Below are 17,263 nucleotides of genomic sequence, written 5' to 3'. Positions count from 1 at the left end.
AGCCCACGGCCGTTAGGTCCGTTGCGGAACCTGCCGCTCAGTATGCCGCGTGGCGGCCATGATCGACCCGACCGTTGTCACCACGGAGAAAGCCGAGCAGCATCCCGCATCCGATGCCGCGTTTCAGTTGAAATTTGACTTTTGCCGTGGTCGCATCCGGTTTCCGGCTCCTGTATGGCTGGCGGAAGTATGCAGGAGGCGTGGGGTCATGAGCGTAACGAACAGCAAGCCCGAGCATGTCGCTGCCGCTTTTGCGAACGCTTGGAACCGGCATGACATGGATGAGTTCGCATCTCTGTTCGCTTTCAACGTCGTAGGTGTTTGGTGGAAGAACCGGTCCGAAATCGAAGCTGCGCACCGAGCCACTCACGAGACCATGTTTCGGGATAGCCGCCTGGAAGGCGATGTCTCGTCGGTTGTGGAATTGGCTCAGGGGCTTGCTTCCATTCACTACAGTTGGACCCTAACGGGAGCATCTGCTCCGGACGGAACCCCGGTCGGGATCAGGAAGGGCATATTGCTTCTGATCGTCCAAGAAGGGCGGTCGGGATGGCGCATCAAGGTGCTCAGAACACGGATATTGTTCCTACCATCATCGCCCGTGCAGCTTGAGCCTGCGCACCGACCAAAACGGCGCGCGAAGCTGCCATTCTCCGGCAGGCCACCCCCAAAACAAACAAGGCCCCTACCAGGGCTTTGCGTGTTACGGGTATGACGGTCTGGAATTTCGAGAAGATAGGCGGCATGCACCATTTGCATAAAGGGCTAAGGCATCAATCTGATTTGAGAAAGTCCCGTCTAACGCGGCCTCCAGCTTTTTCAAGGGTTATATTCTGAGTAAGTGCAACTAAGAAATGTAGTTAGTAGTTGTCGTATTGAGCGCCACTCACCAAGCAGATCATACGAGTAAGATGCTTTAATATTTATGTTATTGTAGTCAAACTCATGAATACACTGAGGGAATCGTACGCTGTCACCCTTGATGCATTCGATTTCGTCGGGGCGATCGCCTTCCGCAGCGTTCGTAAAGAGGGTCATATTCTGATACGCTGGAATCTTCTCGTTCGTGACCTCGACTAGCCCGTCAATGTTGCTGGGTTGCGTTTGTAGCGGCGGCATCTCGCGCGACCACCCGAGGCCCATCGCGGTTCGTACCCGTATCGCCAGGACATCTTTGACGCTGTAGCGATGATAGAGGAGGAATCTCACCCTCGGAGGCAACTTCCACGGTGCGATTGGCGCCCCTTTCGCTGTGTGGCGATCCACCCAAGGTAGAGGCCGTCCGTCCATTAGCATCAAGAAGTTCTCACCGCTCTGGACTGTTTGAGCTCTAGGTCCGGCGGGAAAAGGAAACGCCAGATACGATCCCGGGTAGGTAATTTGTACCGGGGCGGCGGACTTGTCAGAGCTCGCGATGACGACTTGCCTCGTGTCAGCACTGCCTTTGACGAATTCGCACCCCCGCAGATAGTTCAGGGATGCGGACATTGCGACGTCGAGGGGGGCAAGCCAGGTCACCAAGCTTAAGACTGAAATCTGGAAAGCTCTGTCTCGAATGCGTCGGTGGAAATCGCGCTGACAGCCGTTGTTGGCGATCCAAGAACCAACAACCGCGTCGGCGCGAACCGCGGACCGCAACAAAATCGATCGCCAATGGCAGACCGCTGACTGCTTCAGATCAGCGCGCACAAAATCGACAAGGCCAAGCGTGGCGTTTGACATCATGCGACTCTCCGCCGCTTTAAGATTTGACGCGTTCTTCGCTTCGCTATCCCTCTGTAGACTCGGTAGCATAGCTGCGATTAAGTTAAGACATTGTCGTAAGTAAAGGTAAAATATTTCCCGAGGTTTAGATCTAATACAGTCGCCGCCTTGAGTAACTAGCAAGGACGATATCTAACAGCTTAAGGCCTAGGCGCGATTGAGGGTATCTCTCTCTTTTTATTACCATTTTGTGTAATTCGAGTTTCGATTTACAGTTGCCGGCACTCTTCATACGCGAACAGCCGCCTCGCCAATCCCACTAAAGTCCGCCCCTGCTACCCCCACCAGCCCTTGACGAAAATCGGCGCGCCTGTTTGAGACATGAGGGCAAATGGGTCATTTGCTCGGGAGACAAGCAGGCGGTGGGCAGGAAGCGGGTTTTTCGATGGCTTGCCGCTGTGATCATGGCGTCCGGCTTGGCCGGGTGCACCAGCGTTTCCTATTATGCGCAGTCGGTGGAGGGCCATGTGCGGATCATGGCGGCGCGGAAAAATGTCGGGAGGCTGATCCGCGATCCTTCGACGCCGGAGGCATTGCGCACCAAGCTGACGTCGGCGAGCGCCATACGTCGCTTTGCCACGGATGAACTGGCGCTGCCCGAAAACGGCAGCTACCGCAGTTATGTCGACATCGGCCGGGACGATGTGACGTATGCGGTTTTTGCCGCGCCGCAATTCTCGCTCACGCCAATTACATGGTGTTTTCCGGTCTTCGGCTGCGTTCCGTACCGGGGCTATTTTTCGCGGAAATCCGCGGCTGAAAGTGCTGTCGAACTGCAGCGACGGGGGCTCGACGTTTACGTCTCGGGCGTCACCGCATATTCCACGCTGGGCTGGTTCAGCGACCCGCTGCTCAGCACCATGCTGCGCCAGGACGACACCTATCTCGCCAGCCTTGTCTTTCACGAGCTGGCGCATCAGAAAATCTATGTCGACGGCGACTCCGCGTTCAACGAGGCTTTCGCGGTCTCCGTCGAAACCAGCGGCGTGCGGAAATGGCTGCGCGCCACCGGCAACCGCGCCGGGTTGCGCCGCTACGAAGCCAATCGAAAGCGTAGCGCCGATTTTCTCGGACTGATCGCGAAAACGCGGGACGAGTTGGGCCAAGTCTATGGAAGTCCCCGGACCCCGGAGAAGATGGCGGCTGCCAAGGCAGCCACGATCGACAGGCTGCGGGTGCGCTACCGGCGGATGCGCGACAAGCAATGGGCCGGATATCGGGGATACGATGCCTGGTTCGCCGCCCCGATCAACAACGCCAAGCTCGCCGCGACCGCTGTCTACGGCGAACAGGTTCCGGCATTTCTTCGCCTGTTCGATTTGTGTTCCGGCGACTATCCAAGGTTTTATGCCGCCGTTCGCCGGATCGGGGATCTGCCCGCACCTTCCCGAGCCCAGGCTCTGAAGACCGCGGCTGCCTGTAACTGACATTGGCGAGCAAGGCCGCGCAAGCCTGACCCGCAGGGCAATGTGAAGCGCTTCATGGTCTGGACGGTTGTCTTTGTCATAGTTTCATTGGGTGAGCAGGGTTACGTCACGTGAGCGCGGGGGGGGCAAAGATGGGCGGTCGGTTGCTGGAGGTTGCTTGCGGGTCCTGGCTGGGCAGAGTCCTGGCCGGGTTGGCGATCTTTGCTGTTACGCTTCTTGCCGAGCCGATCGGCGCGAGCGGCCAGGAAGTGGAAACGGTGCGCGTCGCCACCTTCAACGCCTATCTGCTGTCGCCGATCTTCAAATGCGCCAATCCGAACTTCGCCGATTGCCTCATCCAGATCCACGGCCAGACTGAAAAACAGGCCAAGCATCTCGCCGAGACCATTCTCAAGGACACCGACCGCTTCGACATCATCGTCATCAACGAGGCCTGGGACGAGGACGCCAAGCAGATCCTCATCGACAGGCTGACGCCGGTCTATCCGAACTTCGTGCGCAAGATCGACGCCGCGCTCTTGAAGGTGCGGCCGCAGGCCATCGTCGATGCCATCACCAGCCTCGATCCGGCGGCGGCCGTCGCCATCTATGGCGAGCCGATCGAGAAGATCGACGGCGAGGACAGCGGCCTGATGTTCTTCGCCAAGAAGGACTTCAAGTTCCTGCCGCTGCCCGACGGCAGCTTCAAATGGGGCAAGAACGATGGCGAGACGCTGGATGCCGCGACCGACGAGGTCGGCTTCACGCTCTACGATCATTGCGGCGGCGTCGACTGCCTGTCCGGCAAGGGCGCGGCGATCGTGCGGCTGCTCCACCAGCCCTCGCAAAGCAATTACACGGTCGTCTTCACCCATGCCCAGGCCGACTATTTCGACAAGAGCCCGCCCGAGCTTCACGCCGACGCCCGCGATGCGCAGTTCGACCAGGTCCAGAAGCTGATCGAGACGACGCTGTCGCCGCTGACGGCCGCGCAGCGAAAGCGCGAACGGGTGCTGGTGATGGGCGACCTCAACGTGCCGGTGTTCCACCAGCCGATGGGCGAATGGGCGCGCCGCTTCGCCAGTCCCGGCAAATACTGGACATCCAAGCACTATGACAGCTGGGCGGCGACCAACCGCGCCGACCCCGGCATCTCCAACTACATCGACGGCGAACGCTACGATTATATCCTCGCCGCGCCGCAGCCATATCTGAGCGGCGGCGTCGAAGGGCCGATCTGCGTCCAGCATGTCACCATCCCGGTCGATTTCGTCAACCTCGAGAGCGACCACAATCTTTTGACCGCCGACCTCAATCTCGGCAACAATTTCTGCCATCCGGGCATCGCCTACCAAGTCGACCTGAAACCGAAGAAGGGGCCCGACGGCAAGCCGCAGGCCGAGGAGGTGATCGATTTCAGGAACGGCCAGGACGTCACCCAGATCCGCTTCCCGGGTTCGATGCAGTGGTTCCACGTCGTGCGTCAGGATGCGGGCAGCTATTCGATCGGCGCCGACAATCCGGGCGTCAACATCGACATCTACCAGCCGTCCAACATGACGACGCCGATCTCCAGCTATTACGGCGACACCAGGACGGTCCACGACGGCGAGCAAACCTTCACCGTCCACACCTATGCGCTGCCCAAGGAGTTCTTCATCCGCATCACCGGCAAGGATCGCAACTGGCGAGGCAATTATGCGCTGCTGGTGCGCCGCCACACCTGTGCGACCAAGGAAGAGGCCTGCCCGCTGCAGCCTGGCGAGCCGCCGCAGTTCGCCTCGCTCACGGAAGCCGGCAGCCTGCTCGGCAGCCAGGACGAAGCCTGGTTCCGTTTCGACGTCGTCGGCGAGGCCGACAGCGGCGCCGACCAGACCGTCACGCTGACCGCCGACGGCTTGCCCGACCCGAACGGCTACAAGGCGACGCTGGAGGAGTTCGACAACCCGCATGGCGGCGAACCGCCGATCGCTATCTCCGGCAGCAGCCGCATCGTCAGCGACGCCATGGGCGACGGCACGCATGGCTATCTGGTCATCCAACAGGCCGCGGCTGGAAACCAGCCGGTGCGGGTGCGCGCCTCCATGCAGACCACGGTGCGCAATCTCGAGATCAAGGCGCTGATCTGCGAGGACGAGACCAATCCGGAATTCGGCTCCGACGACATCTTCACGCAGCTGTCGATCGACAGCCGCACCATCCGTTTTCCGGCTTCGGGCGAGGTGGAGTTCGACTGCGACGACTCCGCCGACCAGAAGGATTGGGCGACGCGGTTCGGCAGATCGACCCTTACCTTCGTCGACCATGCCGGACTTAAGGTGTTCGAGCAGGACACCATCCGGGACGACCCCAGCCACGTCAGGGATTTTCCCGACCTGCCGGCCGGCGCCAGCTCGATCGACGGCGTGCGCACCCCGCTGATCTGGAATTTCGAGGGCGGCCGCTACCGGCTCAACTACGAACTGACGATGCGCAGGAACGAGCCCGTGGCGGCCGCGCCGTAGCAAAGCCGAGGTCGAGCCGCGTCCCTGTCGATTGATCGATTTCTCAAAAACAAGGCCCCTTGCGGGGCCTTGTCGCGACACTTTCGATTGTAGAGCCCTGCCCTACTTCCCGGCCAGCGCCTTGGCGTTCTCGGCCGTGATCGCGGTGGTCTCCACCGTCACCGTCGGCTCCACCGAGGTCGCACAATCGAGCAGGATCTTCTTCGACATCTCGATCGCTTCCTTGGCGCCCGTCGGATAGGTGAAGGTCGCCGCCCAGTCACCCTTGGCGACGGCCTCGATGCCACCGGCCGGCCCCGGCAGGCCATCGGTGCCGATGATCTTGACGTCCTTGCCGGCACCCTTGGCGGCGAGCAGCGCGCCGGCCGCCATCATGTCGTTGGAAGCATAGAGCACCTTGATGTCGGGATGCGCCTGCAGCATGGCGGCGAAGGCGGTCTGCGCTTTGTCCGGCACCCAGTCGGCGGCCTGTTCGGCGACGACCTGGATCTTGGCGTTCTCCTTCACGCCGTCCTTGAAGCCGTTGAGGCGTTCGACAGCCGGCGTCGAGCTCGGCAGGCCTTCCAGCACCGCCGCCTCGCCGCCATCCGGCAGCAGGGTCTTGGCGGTGTATTTGCCGGCTTCCATGGCGATCTTGTAATTGTCGCCGCCGATGAAGGCGGTGTAGTCCTTGCCGGGGTCGCCGACCGTCTTGCGGTCAAGTTCGATGACCGGGATGCCGGCATCCATGGCGCGCTTGACCGCCGGCGTCAGCGGGGCCGCCTCGAAGGGCGAGATCAGCAGGATGTCGACCTTCTGGGTGATGAAGTTGTCGACCTGCGAGGTCTGCGTGTTGACATTGCCGGCGCCGTCGGCGATCTGAAGGGTAAAGCCCGGCACTTCCTTGGCCGCCGCGGTCAGCTCGTCATTGACGTGCTGGCGGTAGGGTTCGGCATTGTTCGCCTGCGAAAAGCCAATGATGAACTGGCCGTCCTTGGCGCAGGCTTTCACCATCGGGTCGGCGGCTTGCGCCGCTCCCGCAATGCACAGGCCAGCGCCTGCCAGAAGCGCGGCCTTGAGCACACGTCTTTGTGTTGTGGTTTTCATGACTCTCTCCTCCTCGTCGGGCCGGGGGCCAGACCTTGGTTGACGTCCACTTGCTGCCGCCTTCCTCCTAACGACCCAAACCCTCGCGGCGGCGAACGAGGGATTGAAGCACTGCCGCCAGCACGATGATCGCGGCGGTCGCGAGCAGCTGCATGGCCGGCGTGATGTTGTTGAGCTGAAGTATGTTGGCCAACGCGCCGAGCATGATGGTGCCGGCAACGGTGCCGACCATCGAGCCGGCGCCGCCGAACAGGCTGGTGCCGCCGATGACCACGGCGGCGATGGCCGTCAGCTCGTAGCCCATGCCGTCATTGGCGCTGCCGAAATTGAACTGGCCGGCATGCACGATGCCGGCAAGCGCCGCGGCAAAACCGGTGATGGCATAGACCGAGATCTTCACCATGGAGACGGGCACGCCGGAAATGCGCGCCGCGCGCTCATTGCCGCCGACGGCAAAGACGTAGCGGCCGAAGCGCGTGGTGTTGAGCACCACCGTGGCGATCGCGGCAAAGACGATGAAGACCAGCGTCGCCACCGGCACGGTGTTGTTGAACAGACGCTCGCCCAGCACGGCAAATACCGGCGGCGCCAGGCCCGGCCCGTCGCCATAGGAGATGTTGATGTACTGGTTGCCGGAGACGACGAGTGCCAGACCGCGCGCGGCCTGCAGGCCGGCGAGCGTGACGATGAAGGGTTCGAGCCGGAAACGGGTGGAGATGGTGCCCTGGATGGTGCCGAAGACGATGCCCATGACCAGCACGGCAAGGATGGTGGGGATGAGGCCGAAACCGCCGGAAATCATCATCGACGCTGTCACCACGCTGGACAGGCCGAGCACGGCGCCGACCGAGAGGTCGATGCCGGCGGTGATGATGACGAAGGTCATGCCGATGGCGATGATGCCGGTCTCCGACACGGCGCGCACGATGTTGGCGATGTTGTCGGGGTTCAGGAACAGGATCTCGCCATGCCGGCGCGGCGAGAAGATGATGCCGCCGATCGCCACCAGCACCAGGCCGATCAGGCTCTGGAAGCGCACGATGAGGGCCAGCGGGTCGCGATGCTTTGGCGCTGCCGCCGGCACCGCCGGAGCTACTGCCACCGAGATCTTTTCGTCCGCCATCAGGCCTCCCTGCCATTTGCCGCGGCCAGCACCGTGTGCTCGTCGACGCCGCCGATGAATTCCGCCACATTGCGCCCCTGGCGCAGCACCACGATGCGATCGCAGAGCCCGATCAGTTCCGGCATCTCGCTGGAGGCGACCAGGATGCCGAGGCCCTGTGCCGCCAATTGCCGCAACCGTGCGTAAATCTCGCCCTTGGCGCCGACATCGACGCCGCGTGTCGGCTCGTCGAGCAGCAGCAGCCGGGGATTGCCGAGGATTTCCTTTGCCAGCACCACTTTCTGCTGATTGCCGCCGGACAACGCGCCGACGGCGATGTCGGGGTTCTTCGGCCGGATGTCGAACTGGCCGAAGGATTGCCGCACCGCATCGGCCTGGCGGCGCGGCGACATCAGCCCGGCCGGCGAGATGCGGCGGATCACCGACATCACGAGATTGAGGCCAACCGCCATCCTGAGCATCAGGCCGCTGCCGCGGCGGTCGTCGGTGACAAAGGCAATGCCGGCCGCGCGCGCCGCCTTGATCGAATCCAGTTTCACCGGCCGTCCGTCGATGGCGACCTCGCCCTCCCAGCGGCCGGACAGGCCGGCGCCATAGAGCGCGCTGAGCAGTTCCGTACGACCTGCCCCCATGATGCCGGCCAGCCCGACGATTTCACCCGCATTGACGTCGAGCGAGATGCCGGTCGGCGGCTGCCATCCGGCACTTTCATGGGCAAGCCTGAAGCTCGCATCGCGCAAGCTGAGCAGCGTCTTGCCGGCGGTCTTCGAGCGTTCGGGATAAAGCTCGTCCAGCGGCCGCCCGACCAGGAGCCGGACCAGCTCCGCCTGCGGCGCGTGCGGCTCGGTGATGCCGGCAATGCTGCCGTCACGCATCACCGTCACCCGGTCGGCGATCTGCGGCACCTCCTCCAGGCGATGCGAGATGTAGACGATGCCGACGCCGGTGGCGGCAAGCTTGCGCATGATGTCGAACAGCCTTTCGACCTCACCGACCGTCAGCGCCGCCGTCGGCTCGTCCATGATCAGCACGCGCGAGGCGTAGGACAGCGCCTTGACGATCGCCACGACCTGGCGCTGGCCGATCGACAGATCGGCGACCATGCTGGCCGGGTCGATGGCAAGCTCGATGGCTTCCAGCCGCTTGCGGGCCTCGCCGCGCATCGCCGGCACGTCGAGGAAGCCACCTGGCCGCATCAGCTCGCGGCCAAGGAACAGGTTGGCGGCGACGTCGAGCGTCGGCACCAGGTCGAGCTCCTGGAAGATGGTGGCGATACCGGCCGCTTGCGCCTCGCGCGGATTGTTGAAGGTTACCTGCTTGCCGTCGATGAGGATGGTGCCCTCGTCCGGCGTGTAGACGCCCGACAACAGGTTCATCAGCGTCGACTTGCCGGCGCCGTTCTCGCCGAGCAAGGCGTGGATCTCGCCGGCCTTGAGATCGAAGTCGACGCCACGCAGCGCCTGGACGCCGCCAAAGCGCTTGACCGCACCGGTAACGGAAAGCAACGGCGCGCTCATATTGACCTCGCGGGGGCTGACCTCATGGGGGCCGACATTATGGGGGTCGGCCCCGCACAGGATTGCCGGACCTGCAGCGTCGCCTGCAGCCGGACCGCCTGCGGCTCCAGGCCGCTCGACGCGATGCGGGCGCACAGCAAGGTCGCCGCCTGCCGGCCGATCTCGGTGCAGGGCTGCGCGACGAGCGTCAGCCGCGGCTCGAAGCAATCGGCCCATTCGAAATCATCGAAACCGGCAAGCGAGAGATCCCCCGGTATCGAGAGGCCCCTTTCGCGGATTGCCCGCACCGCTCCGATGGTCGTCATGTTGTTGCCGGTGACCAATGCCGTGGGCGACGATGGCAGGGACAGGATGGCGTGGGTCGATGCCGTGGCGCTCGCCGTGTCGACGTTCTCGGGCGAGACGTAGTGCGGCAGGCACTCAAGTCCATTGGCGGTCAGCGAGGCGCGAAAAGCCTCGATGCGTTCGCGCGTCGTCGCCAGGCCCGGCTGGCCGGCGATATAGCCGATGCGCTTGTGGCCGAAGGAGGCGACGTGGTCGATGAGCGCCCGCATCGCGGTTTCGTTCTCGACGCCGATCTGGTCGAAGCGCTGATCGGCGAAGCGGTCGATGAGCACGCAAGGCAGCTTCTTCTCGGCCAGGTAGTCGATGGCGCGCTGCGGCGAACCCGACGGTGCCAGGATGACGCCGTCGACCCGGCGCTGGTGGAAGGCGCGCACCACCGACAGCTCGCGGTCGGGATCTTCCTGCGTGTCGGAGAGGAACACCATGAGGCCGAGCCGCGCGCATTCGGCCTCAACCGCGCAGATTATGTCGGTGAAATAGGGATTGGAAATCGCCGAGATCGCCAGGCCGACACTGTTGGTCGACGCCACCTTCAACGACCGCGCCAGCTCGTTGGGCTGATAGCCCATCGCGGCAATCGCATCATTGATGAGCCGCGCCTTCTCAGGCGAGACGAAACGGGTGTGGTTGATGACATGCGAGACGGTCGAAACCGACACGCCGGCGCGGCGCGCGACCTCAGCCATTGTCGGCATGATGGCTCAATCGGAGTGCTGGCAAGCGCTCCTCCCTGATGATGCGTTTCCTGGCCCGCTCTAATTGATTTCGGCGGATTTTGGGAAACCATAATGTCATCGAAACGTTTGCGCAATCGCTTCGATGCGTTTTTTCGCCGAGACCGTTCGTTGGGGTGCCGTGGCGATCGCGCAATCTTATCTTTGGCGGAAAATAGAGCGTGCGCGCACGGTTGACCTGCCGATACTCGTGAGAACACATTGCGGTATCGTTCGGGATCGCAGAAGCATCTGGGTCCAGCTTCACGAAGAAAGGCTCGCTTGAAATGGCTGGTATTTTCTATTTCCGGAGCCCGGCTGGTCGTTGACGCGTCGGGCGAGAGAGGGGCTGGTTTTCCGCATCGGGCGCCGGATCGACGCAAGGTCGTCGTTGGCCGGCATTCCCGGCCTGAGATTCACGAAACCGGGCAAACCTCGGTTATCTCCATGCCAAGCACGGCGCGACGCCGGCGACGTTATCTGGCGCGACGGGACCGCACAGCGGAGGTGCCCGGCATGATGCGTGGTAACCCAGCCGAATGAACGAGCCGACGGTAGCAATCTGCATGCTCGCGATCGGCAAGCCAGGCTATGCGCTGGCGGCGCGCGAAGCCGTTACGTCCTTTCTCCGGAACACGGATTTCGAAATCTATATAGTCACGGATCGGTTCTCCGCCCCAATGCTGCCGCCCTCGCCGCGCATCCATCTCGACTTGCTCGACGCCGCACGGCAGGAATTCCGGGCCGACGGGTTTCTGGCCAAATTCGACGCATTGGCCTGGTGTCTCGGGCAGTCCAGCGCCGAGATCATTATTCAGGTCGATGCCGATACCATCCTGTTGCGCCCCCTGGCGGCGGCCGAGGTGTCGACGGCGCTGGGCGAACAGCGGATGGCAATGGTCGAACAGACCGGCATCGCTGGTTCGGGCATGACGCCGGGGGACTTCCAGGAACATTACAGCAAGCGCTCGCTTGCATTCATCGACGGATCAGCGGCGGCGCCACCCGCGATATCGTTTCGCTACTTCAACAGTGGGGTGGTGCTGGCCTTCAGGGACGAACTGCAGCTTCTGCTGGAGTGGGTAGCGGCCCGGCGGTTGCTTCTGCCTGCCGACCACTCGGTTGGCGCGCACATGATCGCCGACCAGGACTATTTCCAGGTGTGGACAAACTCAGTGGTGCCGGATCGCTGCGCCTCCCTCTCCTGGCAATGGAACCATTGCGGCCACTGGGATACGGGCTTTCCCCGACCGGATGCGCTGATCGCCCACTTCAGCAACTTCTGCAACGGCCCCGAATTTGAAACCGTTCTCGCGATGCATAACCTTCTTGCCGAAGGTCCCGCCGGCCCCTTGCTAGACAACGCAGCGACAGGGCAACCTGCCGACCTGGCGTTCATCATCATCACCTACAACTCGTCAAAGATAATCGGCTACTGCCTCGACGCCCTGCCGGACCAGCATGAGATCATTGTCGTCGACAATGCCTCGACCGACGAGACACTCGATCACGTGACGCATGAGGGCGTGACCATCATCCGGAACAAAAACAATGAGGGTTTCGCCGCCGCCGCCAACCAAGGCGCCGCCGCCGCCAGCGTCAAATATCTATGCTTCCTCAACCCGGACTGCCTTGTGACATCGGCCGCGGTCGAGGCGGCACTCTCGACGCTTCGTCGAAAACCCGATGCTATGATCGTTCCCGACTATGTCGACTGGCATGGCGGAGTCACAGCCGGTCGCCAGCCCGGCTATTCCCGACTCAAGCTGACAGCCGACCTTCTCGACAATAACGGCATGGCGAAATGGGCTCGGCGCCTGAGACGTCTCCCATTCTATCACGACCACAAGTGGAGCTGGCCGCTCGCGGCCGCCCTGTTCGTTCGACGAGAGACTTTTCATGCTATCGGCGGTTTCGACGAGAGATACTTTTGCTACATGGAAGATGTCGCGGTCGGATTTGAAATGGCGCGGCGTGGGCTCGAAATCGTCGAACTGGACCATGTGCTGCCGCATCTCGGTCAGCAAGGCGCGGATATCCCGACCTCCGTCAGGATCTCGTTGATCGATAATGCGCGGCTCAAGTTCGCGGAGCTGCATTACGGCCGTGCCTTTGCGGCTACGCTCCGCGGTCTGCGATGGGTTCTCCATCGCCGCCTCGGCATCAGGGACGCGCTGCGCCGAAAACGGTGGCGCGCGCTAGAAGGCCGATGAACTACTATGTTCTGCCTGGGGTCGGTATATATGGCGGCATCAAGGTTGGCTTCCAGTTCGCGCAGTTGCTGACGGACGCCGGCGTGCCGATGGCGGTCGCGACCCCTGGCAACCTTGCGCCTTCATGGTTCCGATGCAGTCAGCCTGTGGTGGACAGGCAGCAGGTCGTCGCGAATGCCGGGAAGAGCGATACGCTCATCTTCTCATTGCCGCACGACTATCCCGAGTTGAAGGCAACTGGGGCGCGGCTGATCTTCCACTGCCAAGGTACCGACCCCCTCATCAATCCGATTCTGCACGACAGGGATGTCACCGTGCTGACGTGTTGGGAACAAGCGACGACTTATGCAATGTTCGTCGCCCGGCGCGTTTCGATCGATGTCGGCATATCGATCTCCGACGCTTTCTTCCATGACGGATCCCCCAAGGATGAGCGGTGCGCAGCCTTCATGCCGCGCAGAGGCGCCGCGATAGCCCAATCGGCGAAGAAGCATGTGCTCTCCCTCCGCTTCCTGCCGATTGACGGCGTTAGTGAAGATATCTGCGCGAACAGTCTTAAGCGCTCCGGGTTCTTCCTGGGCACGGCAGTCTCTGAAGGCTTCGGACTGCCGGCGCTCGAGGCGATGGCGGCGGGCTGCGTTGTAGTATCGGTTCCAGTCGTCGGCGGGATGGAGTACCTCAAACATGGGCACACCGCGTACATCGCTGAGCCGAGAGAACTGCCAGCCGCGCTCGCCGAAATCAGCAAGCAAGGCGCAGGCTCCCGGCGTGCCGCCCTGCGCGACGGCGGCGCGGCGATGGCATCCCGTTACCGCATCGCGGTTCAGAGAAAGAAACTGCGATCTGCTATGGAGGCGGGCTTGAAGGACGCCTTGTCATGGAGCTAAGCGTCATCGTTCCTTCATGGGGCCTGACGGCGCTGCTGCGAAGTTGCTTGCTGCAGCTTGAGCATGCCTTGGCGAGGACACAGCTAGGCAAGACCTGTGTCGTCGTCGTCGACAATGGCTCCGCCATACCCTATCTCGCCGATGATCTCGCACCGGCGCAAGTGCGGATCGTCAGGCTGGATCTAAGGCATTCCTTCTCGGCAGCCTGCAATCGCGGCGCCCGCGAGCTTGCCGCCACACGGTACCTCTTCCTCAACAATGACGTGCTTCTGCATCCAGACGCTCTGGTGGAGATGCTTGAGATCTTCCGTGACCACAAGGTTGGCATCTGCGGCACAAGGCTGGTCTTGCCCGACGACACGATCCAGCATTGCGGTGTGCGGTTCGACGCTGGAGAACGTGGCCCCTATCACCAGGATCATGGCAGGCGAAGCGCGATCGTCAGCCGGGCGACGACTTTCCCGCAGGCCGTGACGGCGGCTGCCATGATGATCGACCATGCGGTCTTCAACGCCTTGAACGGTTTCGACGAGACATTCCCTTTCGGCTATGAGGATGTCGATCTCTGTCTTCGGGCACGGCAATTGGGAATCCGCATCGCATGCGGCCAGCGCCGGGATTCATTGCATCTGGAATCGACCTCGGACCGGCGGCCTGACCGTCACAAGGCCTCGCGCAAACTGTTCTTCGAGCGGTGGCGTGGGCGCTACACCATAGACGGAGACGAGAGCGGGTGACGCAGGCAAACGAGATATCGCTGATCGTCCATACGCGGGATTCGGCACTGACCTTGCCCCGGCTGCTGGCGACCACCGCCTGGGCAGCGGAGCGCATCGTCGTTGACATGCAAAGCGGCGATGCGACCATCGAGATCGCACGTGCGGCCGGCTGCCGGGTGCTGAGTTGTGCAATCGTCGATGCCGTCGACGCAATCCGCAACCAATACCTGCCGCAGGCGCAAAACGACTGGGTGCTTGTGCTGGATTCCGACGAGTACCTCGCCGACGACGCATACGAGGCACTGCAAGGGCTTGTGCGCGATTATAGTGACAACACTGACGCCTTTGCGCTGCCAAGATTCAACTCCGTCGCCGGCCATGTCATGCGCGGCTCCGGCTTCTATCCGGATCACCAGATACGGTTTTTCCGCAAGGGGACCGTCGCTTGGCAACCAGGCCATCATCGCGTGCCGCAGGTTCTGACCGGTGCCAAGCGCCTTCGTCGGCTGGAGGCACCGAACTGCCTCCACATTCACCACGAAAACTATGTCGACATCGCTTCGTTCATTGCCCGGCAGGCGCGCTATGCGCTAAGCGATTCGTACGATCCCAATCCCGACAATTTCGATTTCGGGACCTATGTCGCCGAGGCCTATGCCGAGTTCGAGCGGCGCCATGAGCCCGCCAATGATGGTGAACTTTCCACCGCAGTGGCAACCGTGCTTGCCTGGGACCGGATCATGCGCGGGCTGATCCACTGGGAACGGCTAGGGCGCCAACAGCCACTCAACCCGGCCTTCTCCCTGCCGATCGTGCCAACCGCCCAAAAACATCAAGGCAGATTGCGCCATCAGCCGCGCGAGATCGGGCGCCGGCTTCGCCGGTTCTTCCAGCGTCGCCGGCGCTAGTTGGTATCACTTTGCGCGCTGCGCAATTTCGATCAAACCGGCCGCGTGGAAAGGCGGCAGTATGATCTGGCCAATGCGGGAAGGAGAGCCATGAACCCGACCGAAAAAGCGCTGTGGTTCGTCGAGAGCCATCTGCCGGACGCGATATCACTCGACGATGTCGCCCAAAGCAGCGGTGTGTCGCGCTTTCATGTGACGCGCGCCTTCGGCGCCGCCACCGGCCGCTCGGTCATGGGCTACATGCGCGCGCGGCGCCTGAGCGAGGCGGCGCGCAAGCTCGCCGGCGGGGCGCCCGACATCCTGCGCGTCGCGCTCGACGCCGGCTACAACTCGCATGAGGCTTTCACCCGGGCCTTCCGCGACCAGTTCGGCACCACGCCGGAACTGGTGCGCGCGCAAGGTTCGACCAAGTCCCTCGACCTCGTGGAGCCAATCCTGATGGACCAGTCCCCTCTCACCAATCTTGAACCGCCACGCTTCGAGACCAGCCGGCCGTTCCTGATCGCAGGTCTCGGCGAACGCTACAGCTGCGAAACCAGTGCCGCCATTCCGATGCAATGGCAGCGCTTCGGCCCCTATATCGGCAACATCCCCGGCGAGACCGGTGACGTCGCCTACGGCGTCTGCGTCAACGGCGACGATGCCGGCAATTTCGACTACATCGCCGGCGTCGAGGTGACGGACTTTTCCGATCTTCCCAGGGAATTCAGCCGCGTGCGGATACCGGCTCAGAAATATGCGGTGTTCTCGCATCGCGAGCACATCTCGACCATCCGCCGTACGGTCAACACGATCTGGAACACATGGCTGCCCGCGTCCGGGCACGAGGTGGCCGACGCGCCAGATTTCGAGCGCTATGGTCCGGAGTTCGATCCGCGCAGCGGCAATGGCGGGCTGGAGATCTGGATACCGGTCAAATCATAGCCGGAAAGCGCCGGCTGGTTCTTCCTTCTCCCCTTGTGGGAGAAGGTGGCCTCGCGAAGCGAGGTCGGATGAGGGGTGTTCCAGCTTGACACCGACAGCGCTCCGGCCAACACCCCTCAACCGTCTCGGCGCTGCGCGCCGATCCACCTTCTCCCGCAAGGGGAGAAGGAAGGAGACGCTACAGCTCCAGGTTCCAGTTCTGGCCGACCAGATCCTTGCCGAAGGAATGGTGCCGCTCTTCCTCGGTCAGTTGGAAGCCGGCCGCCTGGTAGATGTGCCGGGCGGCCGAGAGAATGTCGTTGGTCCACAGGGTCAGCGTCTTGTACCCCTTGGCGCGGGCAAAGCCGATGCACTCCTCGACCAGCCGCTTGCCGATGCCGAGGCCACGTGCCGAGGGCTCGACATAGAGCAGGCGCAGCTTCGCCACCTGGTCGGACTTGCGCACGATGAAGACCGAGCCGACGACCTCGCCTGCCCGCTCGGCGATCCAGGCGCGCTCCCATTTCGGGTCGAAGGATTTGACGAACGCCGCGAGGATCTCGGCGACCAGTGCCTCATAGGTTTCGTCCCAGCCATACTCCTGCGCGTATAGCATTCCTTGCCGGCGGGTGATCCAGCCGATGTCGCCGACCTGCAGCGGCCGCAGGATGTAAGGCACCCCAGGTTCAGGCTTGTCGCCGAGCAGGTCCTGCACAATGCGCATCGCCTTGACCAGTCGGTCCTGATCGGCGGGCGCCAGATGATCGAGCAACGCACGCACCTGATCGTGCGAATCCTGGTTAAGCGGCGCAAATGCATCCTTGCCCGCCGGCGTCAACGCAATCGAGGCGCGGCGCGCATCAGCTTCCGTCGCGGCGCGTTCGACCAAGCCCCGCTCCTCGAATTTCTTCAGCAGGCGGCTGACGTAGCCGGGATCGAGACCGAGATCGCGCACAAGGTCGCTGGCAACGAGTCCGTCGCGATGGGCAAGCTCATAAAGCACCCGCGCCTCGGTCAGCGAGAACGGGCTCTTTAACAGCCCCTCGTCAAGCAGGCCGATCTGGCGGGTATAGAAGCGGTTGAAGGCCCGCACCGCATCGATCAGTTCCTTGTTGGGCGCTTCCTTGCCGGGCTGATGGTGAATCGTCATGGGTATCTCCTGTTGGCACAGGATC

At 62.5% G+C, this 17,263-nt stretch carries 16 protein-coding genes; 8 read left to right on the top strand and 8 right to left on the bottom strand.

Translation table 11 applies throughout. The features are described from left to right. Positions 1 to 37 precede the first annotated feature (37 nt). Complete coding sequence (locus tag LB577_RS00775) at positions 38 to 358, bottom strand: hypothetical protein (RefSeq protein WP_224685236.1); 321 nt, start codon at positions 356 to 358, stop codon at positions 38 to 40. Between LB577_RS00775 and LB577_RS00770 the strand changes: the two genes are divergently transcribed. Further along, a complete protein-coding gene (locus LB577_RS00770) occupies positions 278 to 715 on the top strand; it encodes a hypothetical protein (protein ID WP_224685230.1) in 438 nt (145 codons plus the stop codon). The two genes, LB577_RS00775 and LB577_RS00770, sit on opposite strands and share 81 nt — an antisense overlap. Before the next feature lie 104 nt (positions 716 to 819). On the opposite strand, the gene LB577_RS00765 is transcribed toward LB577_RS00770, so the two are convergent. After that, a complete protein-coding gene (locus LB577_RS00765) occupies positions 820 to 1,725 on the bottom strand; it encodes a hypothetical protein (RefSeq protein ID WP_224685145.1) in 906 nt (301 codons plus the stop codon). Positions 1,726 to 2,168: 443 nt separating this feature from the next. On the opposite strand from LB577_RS00765, the gene LB577_RS00760 reads away from it, so the two are divergent. Then, positions 2,169 to 3,191: an aminopeptidase gene (locus LB577_RS00760; RefSeq protein WP_224685144.1), complete on the top strand. Its 1,023-nt coding sequence runs from the start codon at positions 2,169 to 2,171 to the stop codon at positions 3,189 to 3,191. A gap of 131 nt (positions 3,192 to 3,322) precedes the next feature. After that, positions 3,323 to 5,674 (top strand): endonuclease/exonuclease/phosphatase family protein, encoded by a 2,352-nt coding sequence (locus LB577_RS00755; protein WP_224685143.1) that lies wholly within the window; start codon positions 3,323 to 3,325, stop codon positions 5,672 to 5,674. Between the two features lie 102 nt (positions 5,675 to 5,776). Here LB577_RS00755 and LB577_RS00750 read toward each other — a convergent pair whose 3' ends face one another. From LB577_RS00750 to LB577_RS00730, 5 genes are all read right to left on the bottom strand, one after another. Beyond that, entirely contained in the window at positions 5,777 to 6,760 is a 984-nt protein-coding gene (locus LB577_RS00750) for a substrate-binding domain-containing protein (RefSeq protein ID WP_023766465.1), read from the bottom strand. 67 nt (positions 6,761 to 6,827) lie between these two features. Next, on the bottom strand, positions 6,828 to 7,883 hold the full coding sequence (locus tag LB577_RS00745; protein WP_023779330.1) for an ABC transporter permease: 1,056 nt from the start codon (positions 7,881 to 7,883) through the stop codon (positions 6,828 to 6,830). Beyond that, the gene (locus LB577_RS00740; protein ID WP_224685142.1) at positions 7,883 to 9,400 is read right to left on the bottom strand and encodes a sugar ABC transporter ATP-binding protein; all 1,518 of its coding nucleotides are present in this window, start codon (positions 9,398 to 9,400) and stop codon (positions 7,883 to 7,885) included. Before LB577_RS00740 ends, LB577_RS00745 begins: the two co-directional genes overlap by 1 nt. Continuing rightward, positions 9,397 to 10,440 carry a LacI family DNA-binding transcriptional regulator gene (locus LB577_RS00735; RefSeq protein WP_224685141.1) on the bottom strand — a complete coding sequence of 348 codons (1,044 nt, stop codon included), beginning with the start codon at positions 10,438 to 10,440 and terminating at the stop codon, positions 9,397 to 9,399. The genes LB577_RS00740 and LB577_RS00735 overlap by 4 nt, the downstream gene beginning before the upstream one ends. Then, a complete protein-coding gene (locus LB577_RS00730) occupies positions 10,424 to 10,726 on the bottom strand; it encodes a hypothetical protein (RefSeq protein WP_156937930.1) in 303 nt (100 codons plus the stop codon). Before LB577_RS00730 ends, LB577_RS00735 begins: the two co-directional genes overlap by 17 nt. Positions 10,727 to 10,997: 271 nt before the next feature. Between LB577_RS00730 and LB577_RS00725 the strand changes: the two genes are divergently transcribed. From LB577_RS00725 to LB577_RS00705, 5 genes are all read left to right on the top strand, one after another. Continuing rightward, positions 10,998 to 12,671 carry a glycosyltransferase gene (locus LB577_RS00725; RefSeq protein WP_224685140.1) on the top strand — a complete coding sequence of 558 codons (1,674 nt, stop codon included), beginning with the start codon at positions 10,998 to 11,000 and terminating at the stop codon, positions 12,669 to 12,671. After that, entirely contained in the window at positions 12,668 to 13,558 is an 891-nt protein-coding gene (locus tag LB577_RS00720; protein WP_224685139.1) for a glycosyltransferase, read from the top strand. Before LB577_RS00725 ends, LB577_RS00720 begins: the two co-directional genes overlap by 4 nt. Further along, positions 13,549 to 14,295, top strand: coding sequence for a glycosyltransferase family 2 protein (locus tag LB577_RS00715; RefSeq protein ID WP_224685138.1), 747 nt, complete (start codon positions 13,549 to 13,551; stop codon positions 14,293 to 14,295). The genes LB577_RS00720 and LB577_RS00715 overlap by 10 nt, the downstream gene beginning before the upstream one ends. Continuing rightward, complete coding sequence (locus tag LB577_RS00710) at positions 14,292 to 15,185, top strand: glycosyltransferase family 2 protein (protein ID WP_224685137.1); 894 nt, start codon at positions 14,292 to 14,294, stop codon at positions 15,183 to 15,185. Before LB577_RS00715 ends, LB577_RS00710 begins: the two co-directional genes overlap by 4 nt. 90 nt (positions 15,186 to 15,275) lie before the next feature. Then, on the top strand, positions 15,276 to 16,109 hold the full coding sequence (locus LB577_RS00705) for an AraC family transcriptional regulator (RefSeq protein WP_224685136.1): 834 nt from the start codon (positions 15,276 to 15,278) through the stop codon (positions 16,107 to 16,109). Between the two features lie 178 nt (positions 16,110 to 16,287). Here LB577_RS00705 and LB577_RS00700 read toward each other — a convergent pair whose 3' ends face one another. Further along, a complete protein-coding gene (locus LB577_RS00700; protein ID WP_224685135.1) occupies positions 16,288 to 17,238 on the bottom strand; it encodes a helix-turn-helix domain-containing GNAT family N-acetyltransferase in 951 nt (316 codons plus the stop codon). Between the last annotated feature and the right edge of the window lie 25 nt (positions 17,239 to 17,263).

Origin of the sequence: Mesorhizobium sp. B283B1A, assembly GCF_020165735.1 — a bacterium.
GTDB lineage: Bacteria > Pseudomonadota > Alphaproteobacteria > Rhizobiales > Rhizobiaceae > Mesorhizobium > Mesorhizobium opportunistum.
Note: the sequence above shows the minus strand (reverse complement) of the source record. Positions and strands in the feature narration are given on the sequence as shown.

Coding starts and splice junctions, on each gene's coding strand:
- LB577_RS00750 (WP_023766465.1), bottom strand. CDS start 6,760: ATGAAAACCACAACACAAAGACGTGTGCTCAAGGCCGCGCTTCTGGCA.
- LB577_RS00720 (WP_224685139.1), top strand. CDS start 12,668: ATGAACTACTATGTTCTGCCTGGGGTCGGTATATATGGCGGCATCAAG.
- LB577_RS00715 (WP_224685138.1), top strand. CDS start 13,549: ATGGAGCTAAGCGTCATCGTTCCTTCATGGGGCCTGACGGCGCTGCTG.
- LB577_RS00725 (WP_224685140.1), top strand. CDS start 10,998: ATGAACGAGCCGACGGTAGCAATCTGCATGCTCGCGATCGGCAAGCCA.
- LB577_RS00700 (WP_224685135.1), bottom strand. CDS start 17,238: ATGACGATTCACCATCAGCCCGGCAAGGAAGCGCCCAACAAGGAACTG.
- LB577_RS00740 (WP_224685142.1), bottom strand. CDS start 9,400: ATGAGCGCGCCGTTGCTTTCCGTTACCGGTGCGGTCAAGCGCTTTGGC.
- LB577_RS00755 (WP_224685143.1), top strand. CDS start 3,323: ATGGGCGGTCGGTTGCTGGAGGTTGCTTGCGGGTCCTGGCTGGGCAGA.
- LB577_RS00705 (WP_224685136.1), top strand. CDS start 15,276: ATGAACCCGACCGAAAAAGCGCTGTGGTTCGTCGAGAGCCATCTGCCG.
- LB577_RS00770 (WP_224685230.1), top strand. CDS start 278: ATGGATGAGTTCGCATCTCTGTTCGCTTTCAACGTCGTAGGTGTTTGG.
- LB577_RS00760 (WP_224685144.1), top strand. CDS start 2,169: ATGGCGTCCGGCTTGGCCGGGTGCACCAGCGTTTCCTATTATGCGCAG.
- LB577_RS00735 (WP_224685141.1), bottom strand. CDS start 10,440: ATGCCGACAATGGCTGAGGTCGCGCGCCGCGCCGGCGTGTCGGTTTCG.
- LB577_RS00765 (WP_224685145.1), bottom strand. CDS start 1,725: ATGATGTCAAACGCCACGCTTGGCCTTGTCGATTTTGTGCGCGCTGAT.
- LB577_RS00745 (WP_023779330.1), bottom strand. CDS start 7,883: ATGGCGGACGAAAAGATCTCGGTGGCAGTAGCTCCGGCGGTGCCGGCG.